Origin of the sequence: Caballeronia sp. LZ003 (genome assembly GCF_031451465.1) — a bacterium.
Taxonomy (GTDB): domain Bacteria; phylum Pseudomonadota; class Gammaproteobacteria; order Burkholderiales; family Burkholderiaceae; genus Caballeronia.
This window is the reverse complement of record NZ_JARUXJ010000005.1, coordinates 127,267-145,262: the sequence shown is the minus strand read 5'-3', so window position 1 is coordinate 145,262 and position 17,996 is coordinate 127,267. Positions and strand designations below refer to the sequence as shown.

General features: G+C 61.3%; 21 protein-coding genes. 20 read left to right on the top strand and 1 reads right to left on the bottom strand.

Annotation, left to right across the window (positions count from 1 at the left end; all coding sequences use genetic code 11):
• Positions 1-246 precede the first annotated feature (246 nt).
• From QCE79_RS31770 to QCE79_RS31725, 10 genes are all read left to right on the top strand, one after another.
• Positions 247-945: a hypothetical protein gene (locus QCE79_RS31770; RefSeq protein WP_309851030.1), complete on the top strand. Its 699-nt coding sequence runs from the start codon at positions 247-249 to the stop codon at positions 943-945.
• Between the two features lie 177 nt (positions 946-1,122).
• Positions 1,123-2,799 carry a PRTRC system ParB family protein gene (locus QCE79_RS31765; RefSeq protein WP_008343161.1) on the top strand — a complete coding sequence of 559 codons (1,677 nt, stop codon included), beginning with the start codon at positions 1,123-1,125 and terminating at the stop codon, positions 2,797-2,799.
• Positions 2,800-2,894: 95 nt separating this feature from the next.
• Positions 2,895-3,386, top strand: coding sequence for a PRTRC system protein E (locus QCE79_RS31760; RefSeq protein ID WP_309851024.1), 492 nt, complete (start codon positions 2,895-2,897; stop codon positions 3,384-3,386).
• 9 nt (positions 3,387-3,395) lie between these two features.
• Positions 3,396-3,632 carry a PRTRC system protein C gene (locus tag QCE79_RS31755; RefSeq protein WP_008343165.1) on the top strand — a complete coding sequence of 79 codons (237 nt, stop codon included), beginning with the start codon at positions 3,396-3,398 and terminating at the stop codon, positions 3,630-3,632.
• A 99-nt stretch (positions 3,633-3,731) separates the two neighbouring features.
• On the top strand, positions 3,732-4,871 hold the full coding sequence (locus QCE79_RS31750) for a PRTRC system protein F (protein ID WP_309851020.1): 1,140 nt from the start codon (positions 3,732-3,734) through the stop codon (positions 4,869-4,871).
• A gap of 13 nt (positions 4,872-4,884) precedes the next feature.
• Entirely contained in the window at positions 4,885-5,613 is a 729-nt protein-coding gene (locus QCE79_RS31745; RefSeq protein ID WP_309851018.1) for a PRTRC system protein B, read from the top strand.
• Positions 5,613-6,269 carry a PRTRC system protein A gene (locus tag QCE79_RS31740; protein ID WP_309851264.1) on the top strand — a complete coding sequence of 219 codons (657 nt, stop codon included), beginning with the start codon at positions 5,613-5,615 and terminating at the stop codon, positions 6,267-6,269. Before QCE79_RS31745 ends, QCE79_RS31740 begins: the two co-directional genes overlap by 1 nt.
• A complete protein-coding gene (locus tag QCE79_RS31735) occupies positions 6,266-7,099 on the top strand; it encodes a PRTRC system ThiF family protein (RefSeq protein ID WP_309851012.1) in 834 nt (277 codons plus the stop codon). Before QCE79_RS31740 ends, QCE79_RS31735 begins: the two co-directional genes overlap by 4 nt.
• Positions 7,100-7,190: 91 nt before the next feature.
• Positions 7,191-7,670 (top strand): hypothetical protein, encoded by a 480-nt coding sequence (locus QCE79_RS31730; RefSeq protein WP_008343172.1) that lies wholly within the window; start codon positions 7,191-7,193, stop codon positions 7,668-7,670.
• 93 nt (positions 7,671-7,763) lie between these two features.
• Positions 7,764-8,846, top strand: a complete 1,083-nt coding sequence (locus tag QCE79_RS31725) for a hypothetical protein (RefSeq protein ID WP_309851008.1) — start codon at positions 7,764-7,766, stop codon at positions 8,844-8,846.
• An 11-nt stretch (positions 8,847-8,857) separates the two neighbouring features.
• Here the strand turns inward: QCE79_RS31725 and QCE79_RS31720 are convergent, their stop codons facing one another.
• Positions 8,858-10,105 carry a hypothetical protein gene (locus QCE79_RS31720; RefSeq protein WP_309851005.1) on the bottom strand — a complete coding sequence of 416 codons (1,248 nt, stop codon included), beginning with the start codon at positions 10,103-10,105 and terminating at the stop codon, positions 8,858-8,860.
• A gap of 941 nt (positions 10,106-11,046) precedes the next feature.
• Between QCE79_RS31720 and QCE79_RS31715 the strand changes: the two genes are divergently transcribed.
• From QCE79_RS31715 to QCE79_RS31670, 10 genes are all read left to right on the top strand, one after another.
• On the top strand, positions 11,047-11,292 hold the full coding sequence (locus tag QCE79_RS31715) for a hypothetical protein (protein WP_309851002.1): 246 nt from the start codon (positions 11,047-11,049) through the stop codon (positions 11,290-11,292).
• Between the two features lie 116 nt (positions 11,293-11,408).
• Positions 11,409-11,543: a hypothetical protein gene (locus QCE79_RS31710; RefSeq protein WP_309850999.1), complete on the top strand. Its 135-nt coding sequence runs from the start codon at positions 11,409-11,411 to the stop codon at positions 11,541-11,543.
• A gap of 97 nt (positions 11,544-11,640) precedes the next feature.
• Positions 11,641-12,102, top strand: coding sequence for a glycine zipper 2TM domain-containing protein (locus tag QCE79_RS31705; RefSeq protein ID WP_309850996.1), 462 nt, complete (start codon positions 11,641-11,643; stop codon positions 12,100-12,102).
• A gap of 38 nt (positions 12,103-12,140) precedes the next feature.
• Entirely contained in the window at positions 12,141-12,425 is a 285-nt protein-coding gene (locus tag QCE79_RS31700; RefSeq protein ID WP_309850994.1) for a hypothetical protein, read from the top strand.
• Positions 12,426-12,530: 105 nt separating this feature from the next.
• Positions 12,531-12,929 carry a hypothetical protein gene (locus QCE79_RS31695; protein ID WP_309850991.1) on the top strand — a complete coding sequence of 133 codons (399 nt, stop codon included), beginning with the start codon at positions 12,531-12,533 and terminating at the stop codon, positions 12,927-12,929.
• Positions 12,926-13,390: a hypothetical protein gene (locus QCE79_RS31690; RefSeq protein WP_309850989.1), complete on the top strand. Its 465-nt coding sequence runs from the start codon at positions 12,926-12,928 to the stop codon at positions 13,388-13,390. The genes QCE79_RS31695 and QCE79_RS31690 overlap by 4 nt, the downstream gene beginning before the upstream one ends.
• Positions 13,391-13,618: 228 nt before the next feature.
• Complete coding sequence (locus QCE79_RS31685) at positions 13,619-14,065, top strand: hypothetical protein (RefSeq protein WP_309850987.1); 447 nt, start codon at positions 13,619-13,621, stop codon at positions 14,063-14,065.
• 104 nt (positions 14,066-14,169) lie between these two features.
• On the top strand, positions 14,170-15,687 hold the full coding sequence (locus QCE79_RS31680) for a hypothetical protein (protein WP_309850985.1): 1,518 nt from the start codon (positions 14,170-14,172) through the stop codon (positions 15,685-15,687).
• Between the two features lie 249 nt (positions 15,688-15,936).
• Entirely contained in the window at positions 15,937-16,962 is a 1,026-nt protein-coding gene (locus tag QCE79_RS31675) for an ATP-binding protein (protein WP_309850982.1), read from the top strand.
• Positions 16,963-17,072: 110 nt separating this feature from the next.
• Entirely contained in the window at positions 17,073-17,987 is a 915-nt protein-coding gene (locus QCE79_RS31670; RefSeq protein WP_309850981.1) for a hypothetical protein, read from the top strand.
• Positions 17,988-17,996 lie beyond the last annotated feature (9 nt).

Below are 17,996 nucleotides of genomic sequence, written 5' to 3'. Positions count from 1 at the left end.
TTTTCGCCTGCACTCGTAATCGGACGACCGTTCGGCCACGCGTCGGGGTGTTTTCGCCATCGCGAGCGCGAGTGTTCGTTGCGCCGCATCATTTGGCCCTCAATGCCAATACGCTCCGGTTCGCGGTATGGCGTCTCCCTCGTGCGCCGGCCGTCTTGGCGCCGGCTATCTGCCGGCGCACTTTTTCACTCATGGCATCATGCGAACAGGGCGCGATTTGGCGCGTCAATTACGCACGACAACGCAATGAGTGATTCGCAAGCACCCAGTACCCGATCCATCGCCTTTACCGTCCCAGCCCATGCAGCGGAAGCGCTCCAAGAGACCGTTGACGACTTCCTGGCGCATGCGGCGGGCGGAACGACCCCCGCGCAGCGAGCGGCCGAGATACGCGCTCAAGATCGCGACGCGGGCCTGGACTCACTCGCCCATCTCGTTGAGGTGGCGGAGGGAAGCTCAGGGCAGGCCCGCGTCGCCGCTCAGTTCCTCGCAGGCCTCTACAACGGCGACGACTTCCCATGTAGCCTCACGGACTTTCGACGACTCGACGACGATCTGATGGAGCACTGCATCCAGGTTCTCCGGCTGGACAGTCGGCACGCGACCGAAGTGCACCGCTACTTTCCGAATGGCGAGGTCCGTTGGCAGGCAATGATCAAACGATGGGGGCTTGCTGACGAGCCGGCGCACACGCCGCTGCCTGACGACGACGTCGTGCATTCGTGCCAGGACGACAATAAGCTCGATGCGCCGGGTTATCGCGACGTGACCTTGTTCGTCAAAGTTGCGGTCGGCGTCGGCGATGTTTGCTCGCTCGGCCTCGCGCTGTCTGCCGCCGATTTCGAACGGCTAGCGGCGGATCTCGTCGCGGTCCATCGCCTAGCGTGGACACGAGGCAAGCCGCTGGATGCAGACGAGGATGAGCCGCGACCCGCCTGGCTCTGAAAGACGGCATGAATTCGTGAGCTTTTGCGCGGCGTGCTCGCGGAGTAAACCGCTATTGTTACTCCATCACCCGCGTCATAGACGCATCGACCCCGCGCTGACTTCGGTCAGCCCACGTTGTTCAACCCTTTGGGAACCAGTCCCAAAGGGGGCAGGTTCCCTCTCTGGAACCCTGTCATGCAACAGCAACCTACTCTCGCCCTCAAGCAAATTCAGGTCAGCGTCAATCCCCGCAAGTACTTCGATGCGGCGGAGATGGAAGAGCTGACCGCGTCTGTGCGCGAAAAGGGCGTTATCCAGCCCGTCATCGTACGCACGCTCGCTGACGGCGGCTTTAGCCTCGTCGCTGGCGGCCGCAGATACAAGGCGGCGCTCGCTGCGCACGGCGAGGACTATGAAATCCCGGTCGTCGTTCGAGACATCGATGAAGTCGAAGCGAAGCAACTCGCCATCATCGAGAACATCCAGCGAGCCGACATGTCGCCCGCCGAAGAAGCCATTGCCGCAGCCGAGCAAGTCGGGCTGTGCAAGGGCGATCGCGACGAAGTCGCGCGCATCTTCGGCTGGTCGCGTGCGACGCTGGATAAGCGTCTCGCGCTGATGAACTGCAGCACGCCCGTGCTTGATGCGCTCAGCACGCGACAGATCCTTCTCGGTCACGCCGAGTTGCTTGCTGCGCTCCCAAAAGAGACGCAGGACAAGCTGCTGCCGGTGATCATCAAGGAAGGCAAAGCGGTCGCCGAGGTCAAAAAAACCATCGAACAGGTTGCCTGTTCGTTGGCGGCCGCGATCTTCGACAAGGCCGACTGCGCCGGCTGCCCGCACAACTCGTCCACGCAGGGCGAGATGTTCGGCGAGTCCATCGGTACGGGCAACTGCACCAACCGGACCTGCTACAACGAGAAGACCGAAAAGATGCTCGAAGCGACGGCCACCGGCCTGCGCGACGAATATCCGGTCGTGCGCATCGTGCGTGCTGGCGACAATCACACGCGCGTGCAACTCGCAGTCGATGGCCCCAAAGGCGTCGGTGAGGAGCAGGCGAAGGCGTGTCATGCGTGCCAGAACTACGGCGCGGCGGTGAGCGGCCTGCCTGACTCGATCGGCAAGGTCTATCGCGGCCAATGTTTTGACACCGTCTGCAACATGAAGAAGGTGGCGGCGCAACTGCAAGCGGTCAAAGCCGCGACGCAGCCGAAGCCCGAAGCAGCCAAGGGGGGCGCGAAAGCGTCGCCTGCAGCAGCGAAGGGCTCGGCTGGTTCGTCCGCGGCATCGACGACAAGCAATCCGCCGGCGACGGTGGTGGCCGAGTCGGACAAGATGAAAGCGTACCGCGTGGCGTTATGGCGAAAAGCGCTGCGCCGTGAGGTGGGTGCAGATCCCGCGCTCGCCCAGCGATACCTCGTTGCGATTGCGCTGTCCGACCAGATGCGCTGCGTCGATCAAAAGACGCTGTCGGGCATCTGGGAAAAGCTCACCGAGGAGCAAGTCGCGTCCGGCGATGTGTCTAAAGCGGCAGCCTCGACGGCAGCCGCAGACGACGCGAAGCTCGCGCATGCCGTTACCGGTGTGACGGTCGCTGCGATCCAAGGCCTCGACGTCCAGCATCTCACGCGTTTGTGTAAGCACCATCACCTCGATCTCGCGAAGCACTGGAAGCTTTGCAAGGAGTTTCTGGAGTTGATCACGAAGTCGGAAATGATGGTGGTTGCTGACGAGCTCGGCATTCGTGCCGCGCTCGGCGACAACTTCAAGAAGGTCTTCGGCAAGTCCAAGTCCGAGGTCATCGACGCGCTTCTGGCGCTCGAAGGCTTCGACTACACGGGCAAGATCCCGAAGGTGCTCCAGTTCTAAACGCACGGCTCGGCCGTGCATCGATCGTAGTTTCCATCCTTTATAGACCGCCCTTCCTTTGGATGGCGGTCTTTTTTCTTTTCAGGAGTTTTCCCATGTTTGTAGCTATTGAACCGCTTCTGCGTCACTGCACGAAGCTCACGCTGTCCTTGCAGATGAAGGGCGACGACATGGTCGTCTGTGTCATGCCGCAAGGCACGGCAAAAGACGCCGCCATGCTGCAGCCGCTCGCGCTCACCGCGACGGCCGCAGAGCTGGAAGCGGGCTTCATCGACGCGCTCGTGGCCTACACCGGCGCGCACGCGTCGCTCGCCGAGCAGGTTGCTGCGACCACCGCCATCCTCGAGGCCGCCAAGACGACGCAAGTCTCCAAGGCGACCAAGACGCTGGCTAAGGGCAGCAGCAAGCCGGCATTGCCGGCGCCCGGCAGAATGAGCACCGACGCGGACAACGATGACGACGACGCAAGTGACGACGCTGCTGAAGGGCAAAGCACCGCCCCGACTGCGTCTTCGGCATCGTCCGCAGCTGATGCATCGGCGGAACCGGCTAACACCGGAACCAACCTCGCATCGCTTTTCGACTAAGGAGCAGACATGGCTATCCAAGTTGCGAAGCTCACGCGCGAGTTCGTCTACAACGGCGTGACGTTCCCCGATCCCGGGCCGACCTTCTCGCCCGACGATGTTCGCGATCTCTACTCCGCGCAGTACCCGGAGCTGACGACCGCGGCGATCGACGGGCCGACGACGGAAGGCGAGGTCATGCGGTTCACGTTCGTGCGTGCGGCCGGTGCGAAGGGTGCAGTCATGCCCTGCGGCGCCCATGCGTAAGCGCGACCTCCTCAAAGCCTTGTCCGACCCGGACTTGGCTCTTTCTCATCAGCAACCGCCCGGAAGGGCGGTTTTTTTTCATGACAAGGAGATCGAGCAATGTTCTTCGATCCTCGCCCGTCTGGTGCAGAAGTCACTGTCTCGGGAGAGTCTTGGCAATCGCGATGCGCTCCCTCTGCCCGACGTCGACCTCCCAATGATTTTCTAAGCCTGCCGGCCATCGGCTCGGACGTCAAAACGCGCGCAGTGATGCGTTGGCAAGCCGAAAAGGATGTCGCCGGTCTCATCTCAGCTCAGTTCAACTCGGGCGTGCTGAGGCCGCGCGACGTACCGGAGTTCAAAGGCGCGGGTGATGCGCTTGCTCATGGCTTTTTTGCGTGGGTCAAGCGTCATACGCCGCGTCTGGACTGCCTCGGTTTCGACTTCGTACTGTGCGACGTCCAAGCGGTGCAAGACGTCGTCCAGTACCAGGAGGACAGCAGCGACTTCAATCCGACTTCTCCCGTTTATCTCGGCATCGAAATACCAGGGGAGAACATCTACGAGATCGGCAGGCGTGCCGCCGACCTTCGCAATGTGCATCCTCGCTTGGTATCGACGGCAATGGTCCTCATCAATCGAGCAGCAGGCCGCACGATGTGGGTCAGAACGCCCCACGAGTTCCTGGGCGAGTTCGCCTCATGGTTCTGGGATGGCGACTCGAACGCAACCGACGAGGAAGCGCGCGAGATGCTGACGGACCGGTTCGGCGACGACGAAGCGGAGATCGAGCATTACCTCCCTTCCGTTGTACGTCCGCAGCTTTGTCCCGACGACATGGACGTCTACCGCTGGAACGCAAAGAGCCGCCGCTATCTGCCTCAACGGGCGCTTGGTGTCGCGGCCCTTAGGCGGCTACAGCGTTTCACCTCCGGGCGCACGCGTCGCATCTGCGCGGAGCTTGAAAAGCTCTCGCTGATGCTGCAGCGGGTGGGTAATCGCGACCTCTTTGGTTGCGAGTATCGGCCCCGGTGCGCGTATGCAGCAGCCACGCTCACGGTGCAGAACGACGGCCGCGTGGGTGAAGTACTCGATTCGCACTACGAGTACCTCGCCAGCGCCGGCGACGGCACCACCTACCTCGGCTTTACGCCGCTTGCCTCTACGCCTGACGCCATCCGCAAGCAGTACGCGGACTGGTCGCAGGGCTTATCCATTCTTGGCCAATTGGACCGCGTCATCGCGTGTCTCGCGGCATAACTAGGAGCTTCATATGAAAGGGCTTGATATCGGCTCGGACCGCGTTGACGAACTCGCGGCGATCAGCGCCATCTTGTTGTACGGCCGTCAGGATCGCAGCGCGGTCTACGGCACCGTTCATCCGGTGATGCAGGGTAAGAGCGGCCGGGCAACGATCGGTGCCGGAAGGCCGATCGACCGCATGGCGCTCGTCGATTGCCTGCGCGAGCTGGCTCAGAACGCTGCGCCTAAGGCCGAGTTTCTGCCTGAGACGGTGCTCGCGGTGTCGCAAGAGGCGGTGATGTGGTGGTGCAGACCGGCGATGCGAAGAGTCTTCTTCGATTGTCAGGAGATCGGGCGGCGCAGTGCGGTCGTCCCGCATCCAGGGTTGGTGTTCCGTGCAGCTTCGAGCGGGTTTTCCGTGTTCGCGCTGCAGGAAGACAGCCGGCCAACGCCTGCATCGAAGCTGCACGAACCGCCTTACTTTAACACTTGGGACTGGGGGCGAATCTGCATCGGTTCGGCCCATGTGCCTAAGCGCATTGATGTCGAGTCGATTGGCGGATGGGAGGGTGGATTCTTCGAATCGGCCTTCACGCACCCGAACCACGGCAACAAACGTGTTTCGCATCCCAATGGCGAATTTGCGTTCTGGAAAGAAATGCTTGACGGCAAGTACGGCAAGCAATTCCCGAAAGATGCGCTCGTTCCCATGGACTTTACCCTCGCTGAGCTAATCGCCGGCAAACAAGGAGTTCGATGATGAATGCTGGTGCTTTGAATCCTGCCGATGCCGCGCTTCAGCGCTCCTTCCCGACTGTGATGGTGCCCCGGCGTGAGCCGGTCGCGCCCATGCAGGCGGCAGGGGAGCGACTGCTCATTGGCGAGAACGGTGTCTTTCTAGAGATCGATCTGCCGTGGCTTTCGGTCGTTCGCCGCATTGCGCACTACACGGTCCCGACCGCAATCCCCTACGGGAAAGTGGCCGAATCGACGGAGTTGCGTTGTGGCGCCGTGCCGCCCGAGTTGATCGGCCAGTTCGTCGCGATGGCGCGCGCCGCGCATCCGCTGGAAACCGGTGCCTGGATCGTCTGGGATGTGGAGACAAAACAGTTCCGTCTGGCGCCTGTGAAGGTGCTGTCGCAAGGCACCGGTTCGCTCAAGTACGAGCGGCCGGAGCTTCTAGCCAGCGAACTGCGCGTAATCGACTGTCATTCGCATGGTGCTCATCCCGCCTTCTTTTCGTCGACAGACGACGCAGATGACCGACACGAGACGAAGTTCGCGTTTGTCGTTGGGAACTGCGCGTCGTCGGTGCCGAGTATGGCGATGCGATTGTGCGCCAAAGGCATCTTCGAGAACGTCGAGCGCGTACCGAGCAGTTGGTACGCGGCGGCTCGCGATCAGGAGGTTGCATGAACGGGACCATCCGACATCAACTCCCTTCGCGGATGCTTGAGCGAAGCTGGAATGTGGTCGTGGTAGGCGCGGGCGGCACCGGAAGTGCGGTGTTGCCGAACCTCGCCCGGCTGCATCACGCGATGCTGGAGCTTGGTCACCCGGGCGGCATCGACTGCACGGTGTTCGACGACGACACGGTCAGCCCGACCAACGTCGGCCGTCAGGGCTTTTATCCCAACGACGTGGGTGAGTACAAAGCCTCGCTCATCGTCAACCGGCTGAACGCGCTGATGGGCACGAACTGGCGGGCGGAAACCCGCCGCTTCGGTCCAGGCGAGCCGCTCTACAACGTCGATCTCGTGATCGGCTGCGTTGATACGCGTGCCGCTCGGTGCGCGATCGTGAGCGCCGCGCAGCACACCGGGGCCTATTACCTCGACTGCGGCAACGACACGGATCGCGGCCAGGTCGTCATAGGTCAGGTTTGCGGCAAGAGCTACGCGCAGAAGCATCCGGAACGGCTGCCGCATGTGGGCGAGTTGTTTCCGGAACTGATCGACGCGAAGCTCGATGCGAAAGACGAAACCCCGTCCTGTTCGATGGCCGAGGCGCTGCGCAAGCAGTCGCTGGTCATCAATCAGGCCATCGCGGTCCAAGCATTCAACATGCTCTGGACCATGTTTCGATCGGGCGCGGTGCCGTTCTCGGGAGTGTTTGTGAACCTCGCAACGGGGCGAACGAATCCGATTCCGTTGGACCCGGCCGCGTGGGCGCGCTTTGGATATGAAGTACCGAAGCCGCCTGTGAAGAAAGCGAGCAAGAGCCGAAAGGCCAAGCTCGTAGCCTAAGTAGTCGCTGTTCCATCACTGCCGACCTCCGCAAGGGGTCGGCTTTTTTTCTCGTGTTCAACAGCACGACAACCTCAACAGGAGTATCTAAATGTCGGAAGACATTCAAATCGTTGTATCAGCACCGCTCAAAGTGGCGGCGGCGTTGTGGCAAGAGCGCTGGTGGTGCTGTGCGGCCTTTGTTGTCGCAACGGCCGCAAATTCGCTCCCGGCGGCGGGCTACCTCGCCATGGCCATCAGGTTCGCGTACGAGCACTTGTTGCACGACGCATCGGGCATTGGCCGAATCATGGCCGGGGTCCTCGGCGTTCTGGTGGCCTCGCTCGCATGGCAGGTCGCCGGTCAGCGAGACCGCGCCCGCCCAGGACACTTCGCCCGTGCGTGCAACTGGTTCGTCAATCGCTTCTTGATGTCGCACCTTGCGCGCGGAGTCTCGCTGGTTATCGGCGCGAGCGTCGCGTACGGCGCACATGGCGTTGTGTTCGGCGCGGCGTTCTGCGTCTGGCTCGGCCTTGTCATGTGCTGCATGCAGTGCTTGACGGCCTTCTCCGTTATGCCGCGTCTGCGGTAACAGCATTAACCGCTCCCCCCGTGGAGCGGTCCTCTTTCACCTCAGCGGGTACGCAGCCCGTTGGGGCTGCTCCGCGTATCACTGGAGCAAAACATGGGTTCTTCGATTTTGACAGGTAAACGCGCAGGCGCAATGCAAAAGGCCGACGGCGAGTGGATCTACGCGTTGTTCGAACGTGGCTATGAGTCGAACGTCTATCCGCATACCGACCACTGGTCGGCGGTGGCACTGGGCAATTACGCGCAGGTGATGCGCCGCATCTTCTCGCATGCGACCAGTTGCGAAGGCGGGATGCTCCGAAGCCGCAACGGATCAATCCGGCCCGAGAACTACATTGCGAGTTGGAGAAGTGAACTCGCCAAGCCCACGCTGCTTCGGGATCGGGCGATCGATCTGACGGTCGGCTCCTCATGCTACTCGGCGGTGCCTGAGTCGCAGCTGGACGATGTCCGGCTCTCGTTGATCCGCGCTGGCTTCGAGTCTCGCATCGATGAGTTGGTCGGGGGCAGCTTGAGCGTTTCGCTGCACGCGGACATCGACCTGCTGCTCTCGATCTATGGGAACAGCGGGCCGCTCAGCGTTTGGCGAGTGCTCAAGGAGTACGACTGTGGGACCGCACACATCGAAGTGCCGGTGCCGCCCACAACGAAGACGGCGATGGAGCGGATGCCCGAGGTGCGGTGTCATTCCATCGACCAGCACAATGTGTTGGTTGCAATGGGTGCAGCTCCGTGGCGTCACGCTGGCTGGCAGTACAGCGCGGTCGGTTCGTTCGTCACGGAGGTTGCCTATCCGGTGGAGATGGAAGCGCCGGGCTTCGCCAAGAAGGCGATTCCAGCGTTCCGCGACGCCGTGAGCAACGCCCCGCAGGTTCCTTCGGCGACGCGCATCACCGTGACGCGTGCGCCCGAAGGCACGGAGGAGTGGAAGGTTCGCCGCGCCGACGAGTTTGCGAGAACGCTCGGCCTTGTGGCTGAGGACGCATGTGCGCCGGCTGTATTCAGCTTTGCGTTCGGCGACTTGCTTAATCGCGAAGACACAGACCGGCTGTTGTACGGTCTGGGTTCCTTCAGCGATGCGCAACTCCAGTGGGAGGTGCCAGTCACGCGCGCAGGCGCTGAGCCTGATCCTGCATTCTTTGCGGCAGACGTTCAGCTCTCGCTGTGCCTCGCCTAGTGCTGTTTTGATCAACGCCACGCCCCGGATTTTCGGGGCGTGGTTTTTTTTCGCCCGCTAGAAGGCGAAGCTCGCTTGCGCCGGGACTGACGCGGCTGCGGGTGCGGTGGCATTTGCGTCGGGAGAAGAGGCCGCGCCTTGCCGCTGTGCCAGCAGTTCGTCGTACCGGCGCATAACGTCGGCCGCGCTGGTGTAGCCGACCTCGATGCCAACTGTCTGGGCGACGCGGCGGCGCACGCTCGCGAGCAATTCCGCTTCGTCGGGCGTCGGGCGCGCCGTCGGCCACCCAGACGAGAAGAGCAGGTGCGCAGGAATCTCCGCCTCGATCGCTTGGCGCTCGATGGCGGCAGCCTTCGCACGCGCAACGTCCGAGGCCAGTTCAGGCGGCAGGAGATCGGGCGCGACGTCGGCCAACCACCGTTGCCCTTGGAAGGGGAACGTCGATTCAGCTTCCAGGCGCACCATTTCTCGACGTCGTGGTTGTCAGCGCAGCTTGCCGCGGCGCGCAGGTCGTCGAGCGAACTCATGATGCAGTACGCGCATGAGACGCGCGACGCGCCGTAGACCGTGCACGCCTCATGCAGCGCCAGTCCAGCCGCAGCAATCTCAGTGAAGACTTCGTCAACGGTCCATTCGATGATCGCATTCCACGTCACACTGGTACGGCCCTTGGTCGACAGGGGAGCGAGCGGGGCGGCGACAGCCATCTTGCTCCGAGCATTGCTTTCCTGACGGCGCACACCGGTGACACTAACGATGTCGTGCGTCGGAAAACGCTTGTTCAGCGCAGAATTAATTAGGGTTCCTTTCAATTCCGAGGTGCAAAAGCGCATGGACGGCGTGCTCCACGGCAGGATCAGCCGCACGCAGGAGAGGTCCCGATAGCGCTCGACGTTGTTCGACCAGCGCTTCTCCCATCTGGCGAGCATGTCACCGGCTTGCCGTTGCAACGTGAGCAGCTCCCAGCCAAGGTGAGCGGCAAGCCGCTCACAGGCGGGACCACTGTCCTTCCACTCGACACGGCCGAGCTCGGAATGAACAAGGATACGAGGTCCGTTGTGGCCGATGGTGTCAAGGTGGCGGGCGACCGCGAGTGCGCAGGCGACGCTGTCCTTGCCGCCGCTCACGCCGATAGCGACCACAGCGTCCGTTGTGAGCAGCGACGCCACCTCCGGGGTAAGTGCGACGTCGCGGGCACGCGCCGGAAGGTAGGCGCTTGAACGGGTGCGAAGCGAGGACAGGTCGATGGTCTGGAGCATGGTCGAAGAAGAATCGAGGTAGATGATTCATCTTCGCAGCTACAGCGCAAAGTCAAGCTGGGCGCGGCTCCGAGACTCGCTACCCGAAAAAAAAGCCCGCGTCGCGCCGGACGACAGCGGGCTAGCTGGATGTGATCTACAACAGCGCGCGTCCACAGCCAAGAGGACACGCAGTAATAGCTTAGTTGCTAGTCTCCGATGCACAAGAGAAAGCTCGCATGAGACAGAAAAGTGATCTATCCAACAGTCGGTTTATATTTGTCAGTTTATATTGACCCTACCCGCTAATAAGGGTGCTGAGAGACCAGACAATACAAAAACAAGAAAAACTGAGGCCATCCAGGGCGCGTCCCTGGGTGGCCTTTTCTTCGCCCTGGAAATGCGCAGCTACCAGCGTCTCCTTGCACCTTACGCGTCTGTCGGAATGCTCTCACTTTGCTTCCCGTATTGGGAACGTGTCTATCTCGAATAGCGACGCTTTTTAGCGTCCTTTTCTACGCATCGGCTACGGTATCGATGGCTAGAATGGCGTCTCTCTCAGGTTCGTCGACGGCCCTCGGATTTGCGACGGACTTTTTAGCGCCGCTTCAGAAATGGAGCTGGCGCTTTTTTTCGTCCCGGCTTCGTGCTGCCGGCCCCGCTCCCGATGATTCGTCGCGCGGGAAGCGACCGCCCGAGAAGTGTTCGTCGCCGTATTGCAGCGAAAGGCATAGCGATTTACTGAGCTTTCCGACTTGGACTGCGCGATGGACTCCGTAGACTGGCTCCATTCCCCGCGCTTTTGCGCATCGACCTACCCCTCCAGCGTGCTGGAGGACCATTTTCTCTCCAGCCGTCTATGACGGCAATCTTCTAGGCGACCCTCGTTGGTCGCCTTTTTTCGTCCCGTTGGGAGCCTATCCCTCCGGGAGACAGCTCCCATTATTTTTTTGGAGTTGTCTATGTCTCGGAATCTCGCACCTGTCGTCAAAGTTTCCAGCAAGAACGGTTTCATGGCGAATCAGCGTGTGGTCGGTCAGGACGTCGAGGCCAGTCCGCCGCAGCTTTACACCGGTCGTATTCATTCGGCGTGGAGCGACGGCACGGCAATGGTGGATTGGGACTTTTCGCTCAACCATCAAGCCGAACGGCATCTGGTGCAAAGCGGTCGTGTCAGACTGCATCACCTCAGCCATACCGCCTCGTAGGTCTTCGTAAGTGACGCGTCCAGTGCAGTTTGCTGGACGCCGTTTCTTCAGGTCCAGACCTTTCCTTGATAGGAGCCTCCCATCAAGGGCGGCTCCTACCTTTTCAGGAGTTGCCCATGTTTCCGATGCTCAAACACGCTCTCAGCAGCCTCGCCTGGTACGCCAAGCAGGACGCCGAAGCCTGGAAGATGCTGTCATTTCTCATTGTCGTTGTGTACGTCTCGACGGCAATCGCCTCGGTCACCCACTGACTTACGTAGCTTTTCGCTGCTATATCCCGTTTCTCTTCCCTTTGGGGCAAACCAGCCCTTCGGGAATGGATTGCCTCACATTCAATCGAGGTGATCCATGATCAAGTTTTCCTGTTCCGTGATGCTTCTTTCGGTTCTGACTGGCTGCGCCACGGCGGACTTCGGCTCGCCGGATACCTACCAGCGCTACGACGTTCAACGCATCGGCCAGTTCGAGCAGGCAACCATCCTGCGCGTGCGCCCGATTACCATCGAGAGCAATTCTGGCTCGTCGGGCATTGCATCGATCGTCAGTGCAGCAGCAGGTGCCTTCCTGGGCTCGCAAGTCATCGGCAACGGTAGCGGCCGCTATATTGCCGGCGCGCTTTCCGGCTCCGTCTCCGGGTTGGTGGCTCAGCGCGTAAGCGCCGCTATGTCTCGTCACAGCGGTGTGGAAGTTTTCCTTCGTCGCGCTAACGGTCAGACCGTGGTCGTTACACAGGTCGACGATCAGCAGTTCGCTGCGGGTCAGCAGGTGTTTCTCGTCTCAAATGGGTCCGGCTACCGGATCACCCACTAACTGGCGGCCACGCCTCCAACCGACTGGATGAACCATCAATGAACCACTATCAGTTGATCACCCACGGCCAGACCAGCGGCTGGGACGCTTCGACCAACGATGTGAACGGCAAAAACTTCTACGGGATGCTTCCCGTGGAAGTTGCTGCGCAAGCAGGCGACGTCGACGAGTTCACGGCAATCGTGTCTCACCCTGGGTTCAGCCCATCGGGCGCACGGCCGCATATGTTCGCCGAGGTTGGGCGGATCAACGACGGTTACGGCGACGCGAGCTTCAGACGCTTGAAACCAGCGCTCGACGCTTACAAGGCGCGATTCCTCTAACCAGGCATCGCAGTACGCATCTTCTGAATGCGCGGTGAAAACCGCGCCAACCCTTGCGGGGCAGGCTCCCCGCAAGGGACCTGCCTCGTCTGCAATGAGGCAATTATGAAATTTCCCCGAGTGTTCTATGCGGACCGCAGTAGTGCCAATGCCGGCGCGAAAGCGGCTATGCAACGGCATGCGACGCGCGTTCTGCGACGCGTTGCTCAGGACTTGCGTCTTCCGGCGCATGCGCATGAGATCGTCACCGATACGCGCCGCGGCAGTTCTGCGGTACGGGTGTCGTTGCGCACGGAGACGTTGTTTGTCGACGTACTCGAGCGGCAAGGTGGTTCAGGTGTCGCGCTGTGCTTCAGAACCCGGCGCGGCCGCTCCGACCTGACGGGCGGTGGCGAAAACCACGTCGCCCTGACACAACTCGAGACGCCCGCGGGCTATCGAGCGATGCTGGACGGCTTGCGTTTGGCTGGCGGCATTGACTTGCAGTGCGGAGGTCGTCGATGAAGCTGGCGAAGGTGAAAATCGAGTACAGCTCCGGTACCACGATCGTGGACCGGGTTACGCTCGATCCAACATCAGGTCACGTTCATCTCGCGCCGCGCGTACTTGGGCTGCTCAACAAGATGGAGGAGTCCGAGTGCTCGCCGTCGTTCAGCCTTGAGTACAAAGGCGACGTCTTGCCGGTGAACATGGTGGGTGACGGCGGGTATTTGGTATCAATTCCCCCTGAACCCGGCCCTGGCTTCCGCCGGCTGTTCCACGCAGTCGCGACGCCATCCAAGGACCAGCGGCACCAAAACGGCCGCTATCTGCACACTCTTTCGGCGGCATCGATCGGCGGTGCAGTCGGCTACGCGCATTCCGCATCGTCTTGGGATCCGCTGACGATTGCAGGTACGAGCGCACTGGCTGCCCTTGGAGTAGTATTGTGGTATGCAGGCCATTACGTGATGAAAGGAGAATGACGTGGGCGCAACAATTTTCACGGTAGTGCTTGGCGTGTCCATTGCAGCTTTCTTCATGTGGACCGCGAATAACGGTCGCAAAGCCGATCGCGAGCGCGATTGGGGCAAGTGATTCGACGCAGCGCAAGCTGAGTCCAAAGACAAAGCCGCACCCTTAGGGTGCGGTTTTTTTTTCGAATTCCTTTTTTAACGCGCCTTCGGGCGCGTTTTTCATTTCAGGAGCATTTCATGCCTCAAGCAAACACGTATTTGGGGGCGGGCGGTGTCATCGCTGACGGTGCCGTCGATATCAAGTCGGTCGCCCGGCTGGACACCGACGGCAAAACGGTTGATCAGGTTTTCCAGGATCTGTGCCGCTTCGTGCGCGGAACAGACCTCGAACCGGAGTGGCTTTGTCACGCGAACCTGCAGGACGACGCGAACGAAGCGATGTACGGAGCACGCCACAACAGACCGTGGCCTGAACCGTCGTCATATGACCGGATTTCCGTGTCGGTGTGCATCGGCAGCTCCGAAGGCTGGATCGTCCATGTGGACTTCGTCAGCCGACCGCAGCTTAGCGACTCGCTCGACCGGACCTACGCGATCATGCCCTTGCTTCGCGCCAAGGTGTTTTCGACTGACCACGCGTGGTCGCTCGCTCGTCTGGTTGCCCGTCTAATCGACGCGGCGTAATAGCTTCTCAACTCTTATCCGCGCCCGTTTTGGCGCACTTAACCCTTGCCGGGCATCGACCCGACAGGGAGCGATTGCCCGCATTTTTTCCGAGGCAATCGACCATGTATCAGCTTTCCTTCTCGGGCTCCGCCCATTCCTTCCGTACGATGCTCGAAGTGCTCCGTTTCCTGCGAGACGACACGCGCGTCGGAGCAGTCGACGCGGCAGAGATCGCGCTCACGTTCTTCAGCCACCCTGTATCCGTTACTCGCTATAACGGCACACTGACCGTTCGTCGGCCCGGGACGGCGACGAGCCTCTTTCTGTCGCTGATCGACGAAATCGACGCGGCCTACTTCAGACCGTCGTTCGCCGCGCTCAAGCCGTGGCAAATGCGGCGCGAGCACTGGCAACTGCTCTATCTGGCTTTTGATCTGGCGCGCGAGCCGCTGTATCTGTTCTCGTCGGATCAGGTGGCACAAGCCAACGAAGAGGCGGCTAAGACCGGCCGTCGCGGGCTGGACCTGTTCGAGCTGCTGCAAGACGAGTCGCAACGCCGGTTCGGGTTTCGCTATGCGGGCCCGGTTCTGGACAACCGGCAGAGCAATGGTCGGCACGAGGTTCATGTCGCCTACGCGCTCTCGGCGGGCAATGCCGTTCCGCAGGCGGTGATCGATGACTACGCTTCGTTGTCGAAGTTCGACTCCGACTTGCAATGGGCTAAGCCGCTTCTTGCGGTGCCGGAGTTGCGTGAGGCGCTGCCGCTTGCGAAGCTCGTGCCGCTCGCAACGGTGATGCGCCATTCGAAGCAGGCGATCACCTCTGACAATGCCGCGCTGCTCGCGATGCTGATGGGTCTCGTGCCGAACTCGCCAACGACGGTCGAAGTCGACGATCTTCTGTACGCGAAGGGCATTCTCGAAGCGCATCCTTTGCCTGAGGCATACCTGAAGCCCGTCGATCTCGGCCTACCGACCTGCCAGTTTGCGGAGGTACTGCGGCGCACGCTCGCCGACAACGCGCGTGACAGCCGCCTGGCGGAACTGGAGCAGGCGCGGAAGTCGGGCAGCATCAGCGCCCGCCGCTTCCAACTGGACTCGCAACTGGCCATTCTCGATCACGGCAGGCACACGCACACTTTTGCCAACGAGTTTGCGAAGGCAGTGCAGACGGCCGACATGTCCTATCTCCTCAGCATTCTGGATAGGCCAGACGACGCCAACCGCGCGACCAAGCAAGCGGTCCGCGAGGTGTTCGGCATCAAGCTCATCGGCGTTCGAGCTGCGGCTCGGCGCCGGGGCATCTTCCAACTGGCGGGGATGGACGCCGCACAGCAAGCAGAGTGGGAAGCGCTGTCGGTCTCGCAACGTGAGGCAAGGCGCGTCGCCCGCGAGGTTGCACGCGCTCGCGAGGCGGCCGAAATGTCGCGCATCCGCATGCAAGACGGTGCAGTCGTGACCGGTGCGCAGTGGGTGGAGCGGACGATCGCGGAAGGCTTCTCGCAGATCGTCAGCGTGCGGCAGGGGACCAGCGTGCGTTATGCGCTCGCTGACCCCGTGCGGCAATTGCAGGTATCGCTTCGCGCAAACGACGGTACGCTCGCTTATGCGCGCGTGGCGCTTGAGCAGCGTGCAAGCTGATTCTCTTTCGACCAACCCGGCCATGGTGCCGGGTTTTGTTTACCGCGTCGGCCGCCGAGATGGCTTAAGGCACCATGAATTAGTGACCTTTGCACGGATTGACTGATCGCCCGACCCTACACTGCATCTATCACCCGCGTCATTGACGCATCGACCCAGCCGGCTACGAGCCGGCTTTTCATATCTTGCCCCACAGGGACCACGTCCCTACGGGCGTAGTCTTTGTGGGGCTTCTCTTTGGAAGCCATCATGAAAGTCACGCCCGCTCAACTCACCGAACTCCTCTCGCTGTACGTGCCGAAGCGCCTGCCTGTGCTCATCACTGGCCGCCCCGGCATCGGCAAGAGCGACATCGTCGAACAGACCGCGCACGCGACTGATCACGAACTGCTCATCAGTCACCCGGTGGTCGAGGATCCGACCGACTCGAAAGGGTTGCCGTTTCCCTCGCCCGATGGCACGACCGCCAAGTTCCTGCCGTTCGGGGATTTGGAACGCGCGATGACGGCCAGACGCCCGCTGATCTGGTTTCTGGACGACCTCGGGCAGGCCTCGCCCGCCGTGCAAGCCGCGAAGATGCAGTTGCTGCTCGCGCGGCGCGTCGGCGAGCACGTCCTGCCACCGCAGGTCACGTTCCTCGCGGCCACGAACCGCCGGACCGACAACGCCGGTGTCTCCGGGATTCTCGATCCGGTGATCTCGCGTTTCGCCACCGTGGTGGAACTCGAACCGACGATCGACGACTGGACGCAGTGGGCCGTGCGCGAAAACATCCCGCCCGCGCTCATCGCGTTCCTGCGCTTCCGCCCGGACTTGCTGTCCGTGCAGAAGACGTCGCGCGATATCGAGAATGCACCGAGCCCGCGTAGCTGGGGGTTCGTGGCGAAAACCATGGATGTAGTCCCCAAGCACTTGGAGCACATCTCCTACGCCGGTTCGGTCGGAGAGGGTGCCGCGACGGAATTGGTCGCGTTCCTCCAGATCTTCCGCGAGTTGCCGAATCCGGACGCGATTCTTCTCGCGCCCGACACGGCCATGATCCCGACGACGCCTTCGGCGTTGTACGCGATCGCGGCAGCGCTTGCGGCACGCGCGAACGAGAATAATTTCGATCGCGTCGTGCGTTACACCGAGCGTCTGATCGGTGAAGGGCACCGCGAGTTCGCGGCTCTGCTGGTGCGCGATGCGGTGCAGCGCACCCCGCAGATCCAGAACTCGTATGCCTTCATTAGTGCGCAAGGCGGAGAGATCGGCAAGATCATCCGCGGCGAGTAACCACGCATTCGCCTTTTCTCAGCATCACCCACGTTGGCCCTGTCGTGTCTTCGGACGCACAGGGCCTTTTTCTTGGCTTTATCCATTCCATTTCTCTACGAGGTTTTCACATGGACATCACTTCCATCCAATCGAAGGTCATGCTCTGCTCCGTCACGATTTCCACCTGGGTTGCTCGCCGCTTCGACGGCAAGGTGACGCAGGAAGTCGAGAGCAAGCACCACGCGAAGGGCATCGGCAGATTCAACAAACGCCTGTTGCCCGAGCACGCGCCGAGCTTCGCCGAAGTCGTGACGCTCGCCGGCCGTATCCGCTCGTACTTCTATGACCACACGCTGAAGTATGACCAGCTCGGTGTGCGTCTGCTGCCGACGATGGTCTACATGGACTTCGCCGAAAAGATGCGTTCGTTGAAAGACGAGTTCGACTTGGCGGTCTCCGTGTTCCTCACCGACTACCTCAACCTCAAAGAGGCGGCTCGCGAAGAACTGAACGGACTTTTCAACGAGGCGGACTATCCGACCCTCGCGGAACTGTCCACGAAGTTCGGCGTGAAGATGGCGGTTCTGCCGTTTCCCGACGCCAGCCAGTTCGGCGTCGAGTTGCCGGCGAACGTGCTCAACACGCTCAAGAGCGAGTTGGACCAGCACGTTCTCGCCTCGATTGCGACCGCGAACGAGGACTTGGTGCGGCGTCTGTATGAAGCCGTCTCGCAAATGGCGAACCGCCTGTACGCGACCGGCAACGTCCGACTGGATGTCGCCAATAACGTCCGGGAGCTCTGCGCGTTGCTGCCGAAGCTCAACTTCGCGAACGACCCGCAGCTCACGCACATCCTCGAGCAGGCCAAGACGCATCTGGCCGTGCACACAGGGGCGGAACTGAAAGACTCGCGCGTGCTTCGTTCTCAGGTGGCCAGCAAGGCACAGGAGATTGAAGGGCTGATGGCCGCTTTCATGGGCATGCAGCCGGAGCCGATGGAAGTCGAATCGGCGCACGCGAGCCAACTGCGCCTCGTCGCGTAAGGGGGCGTC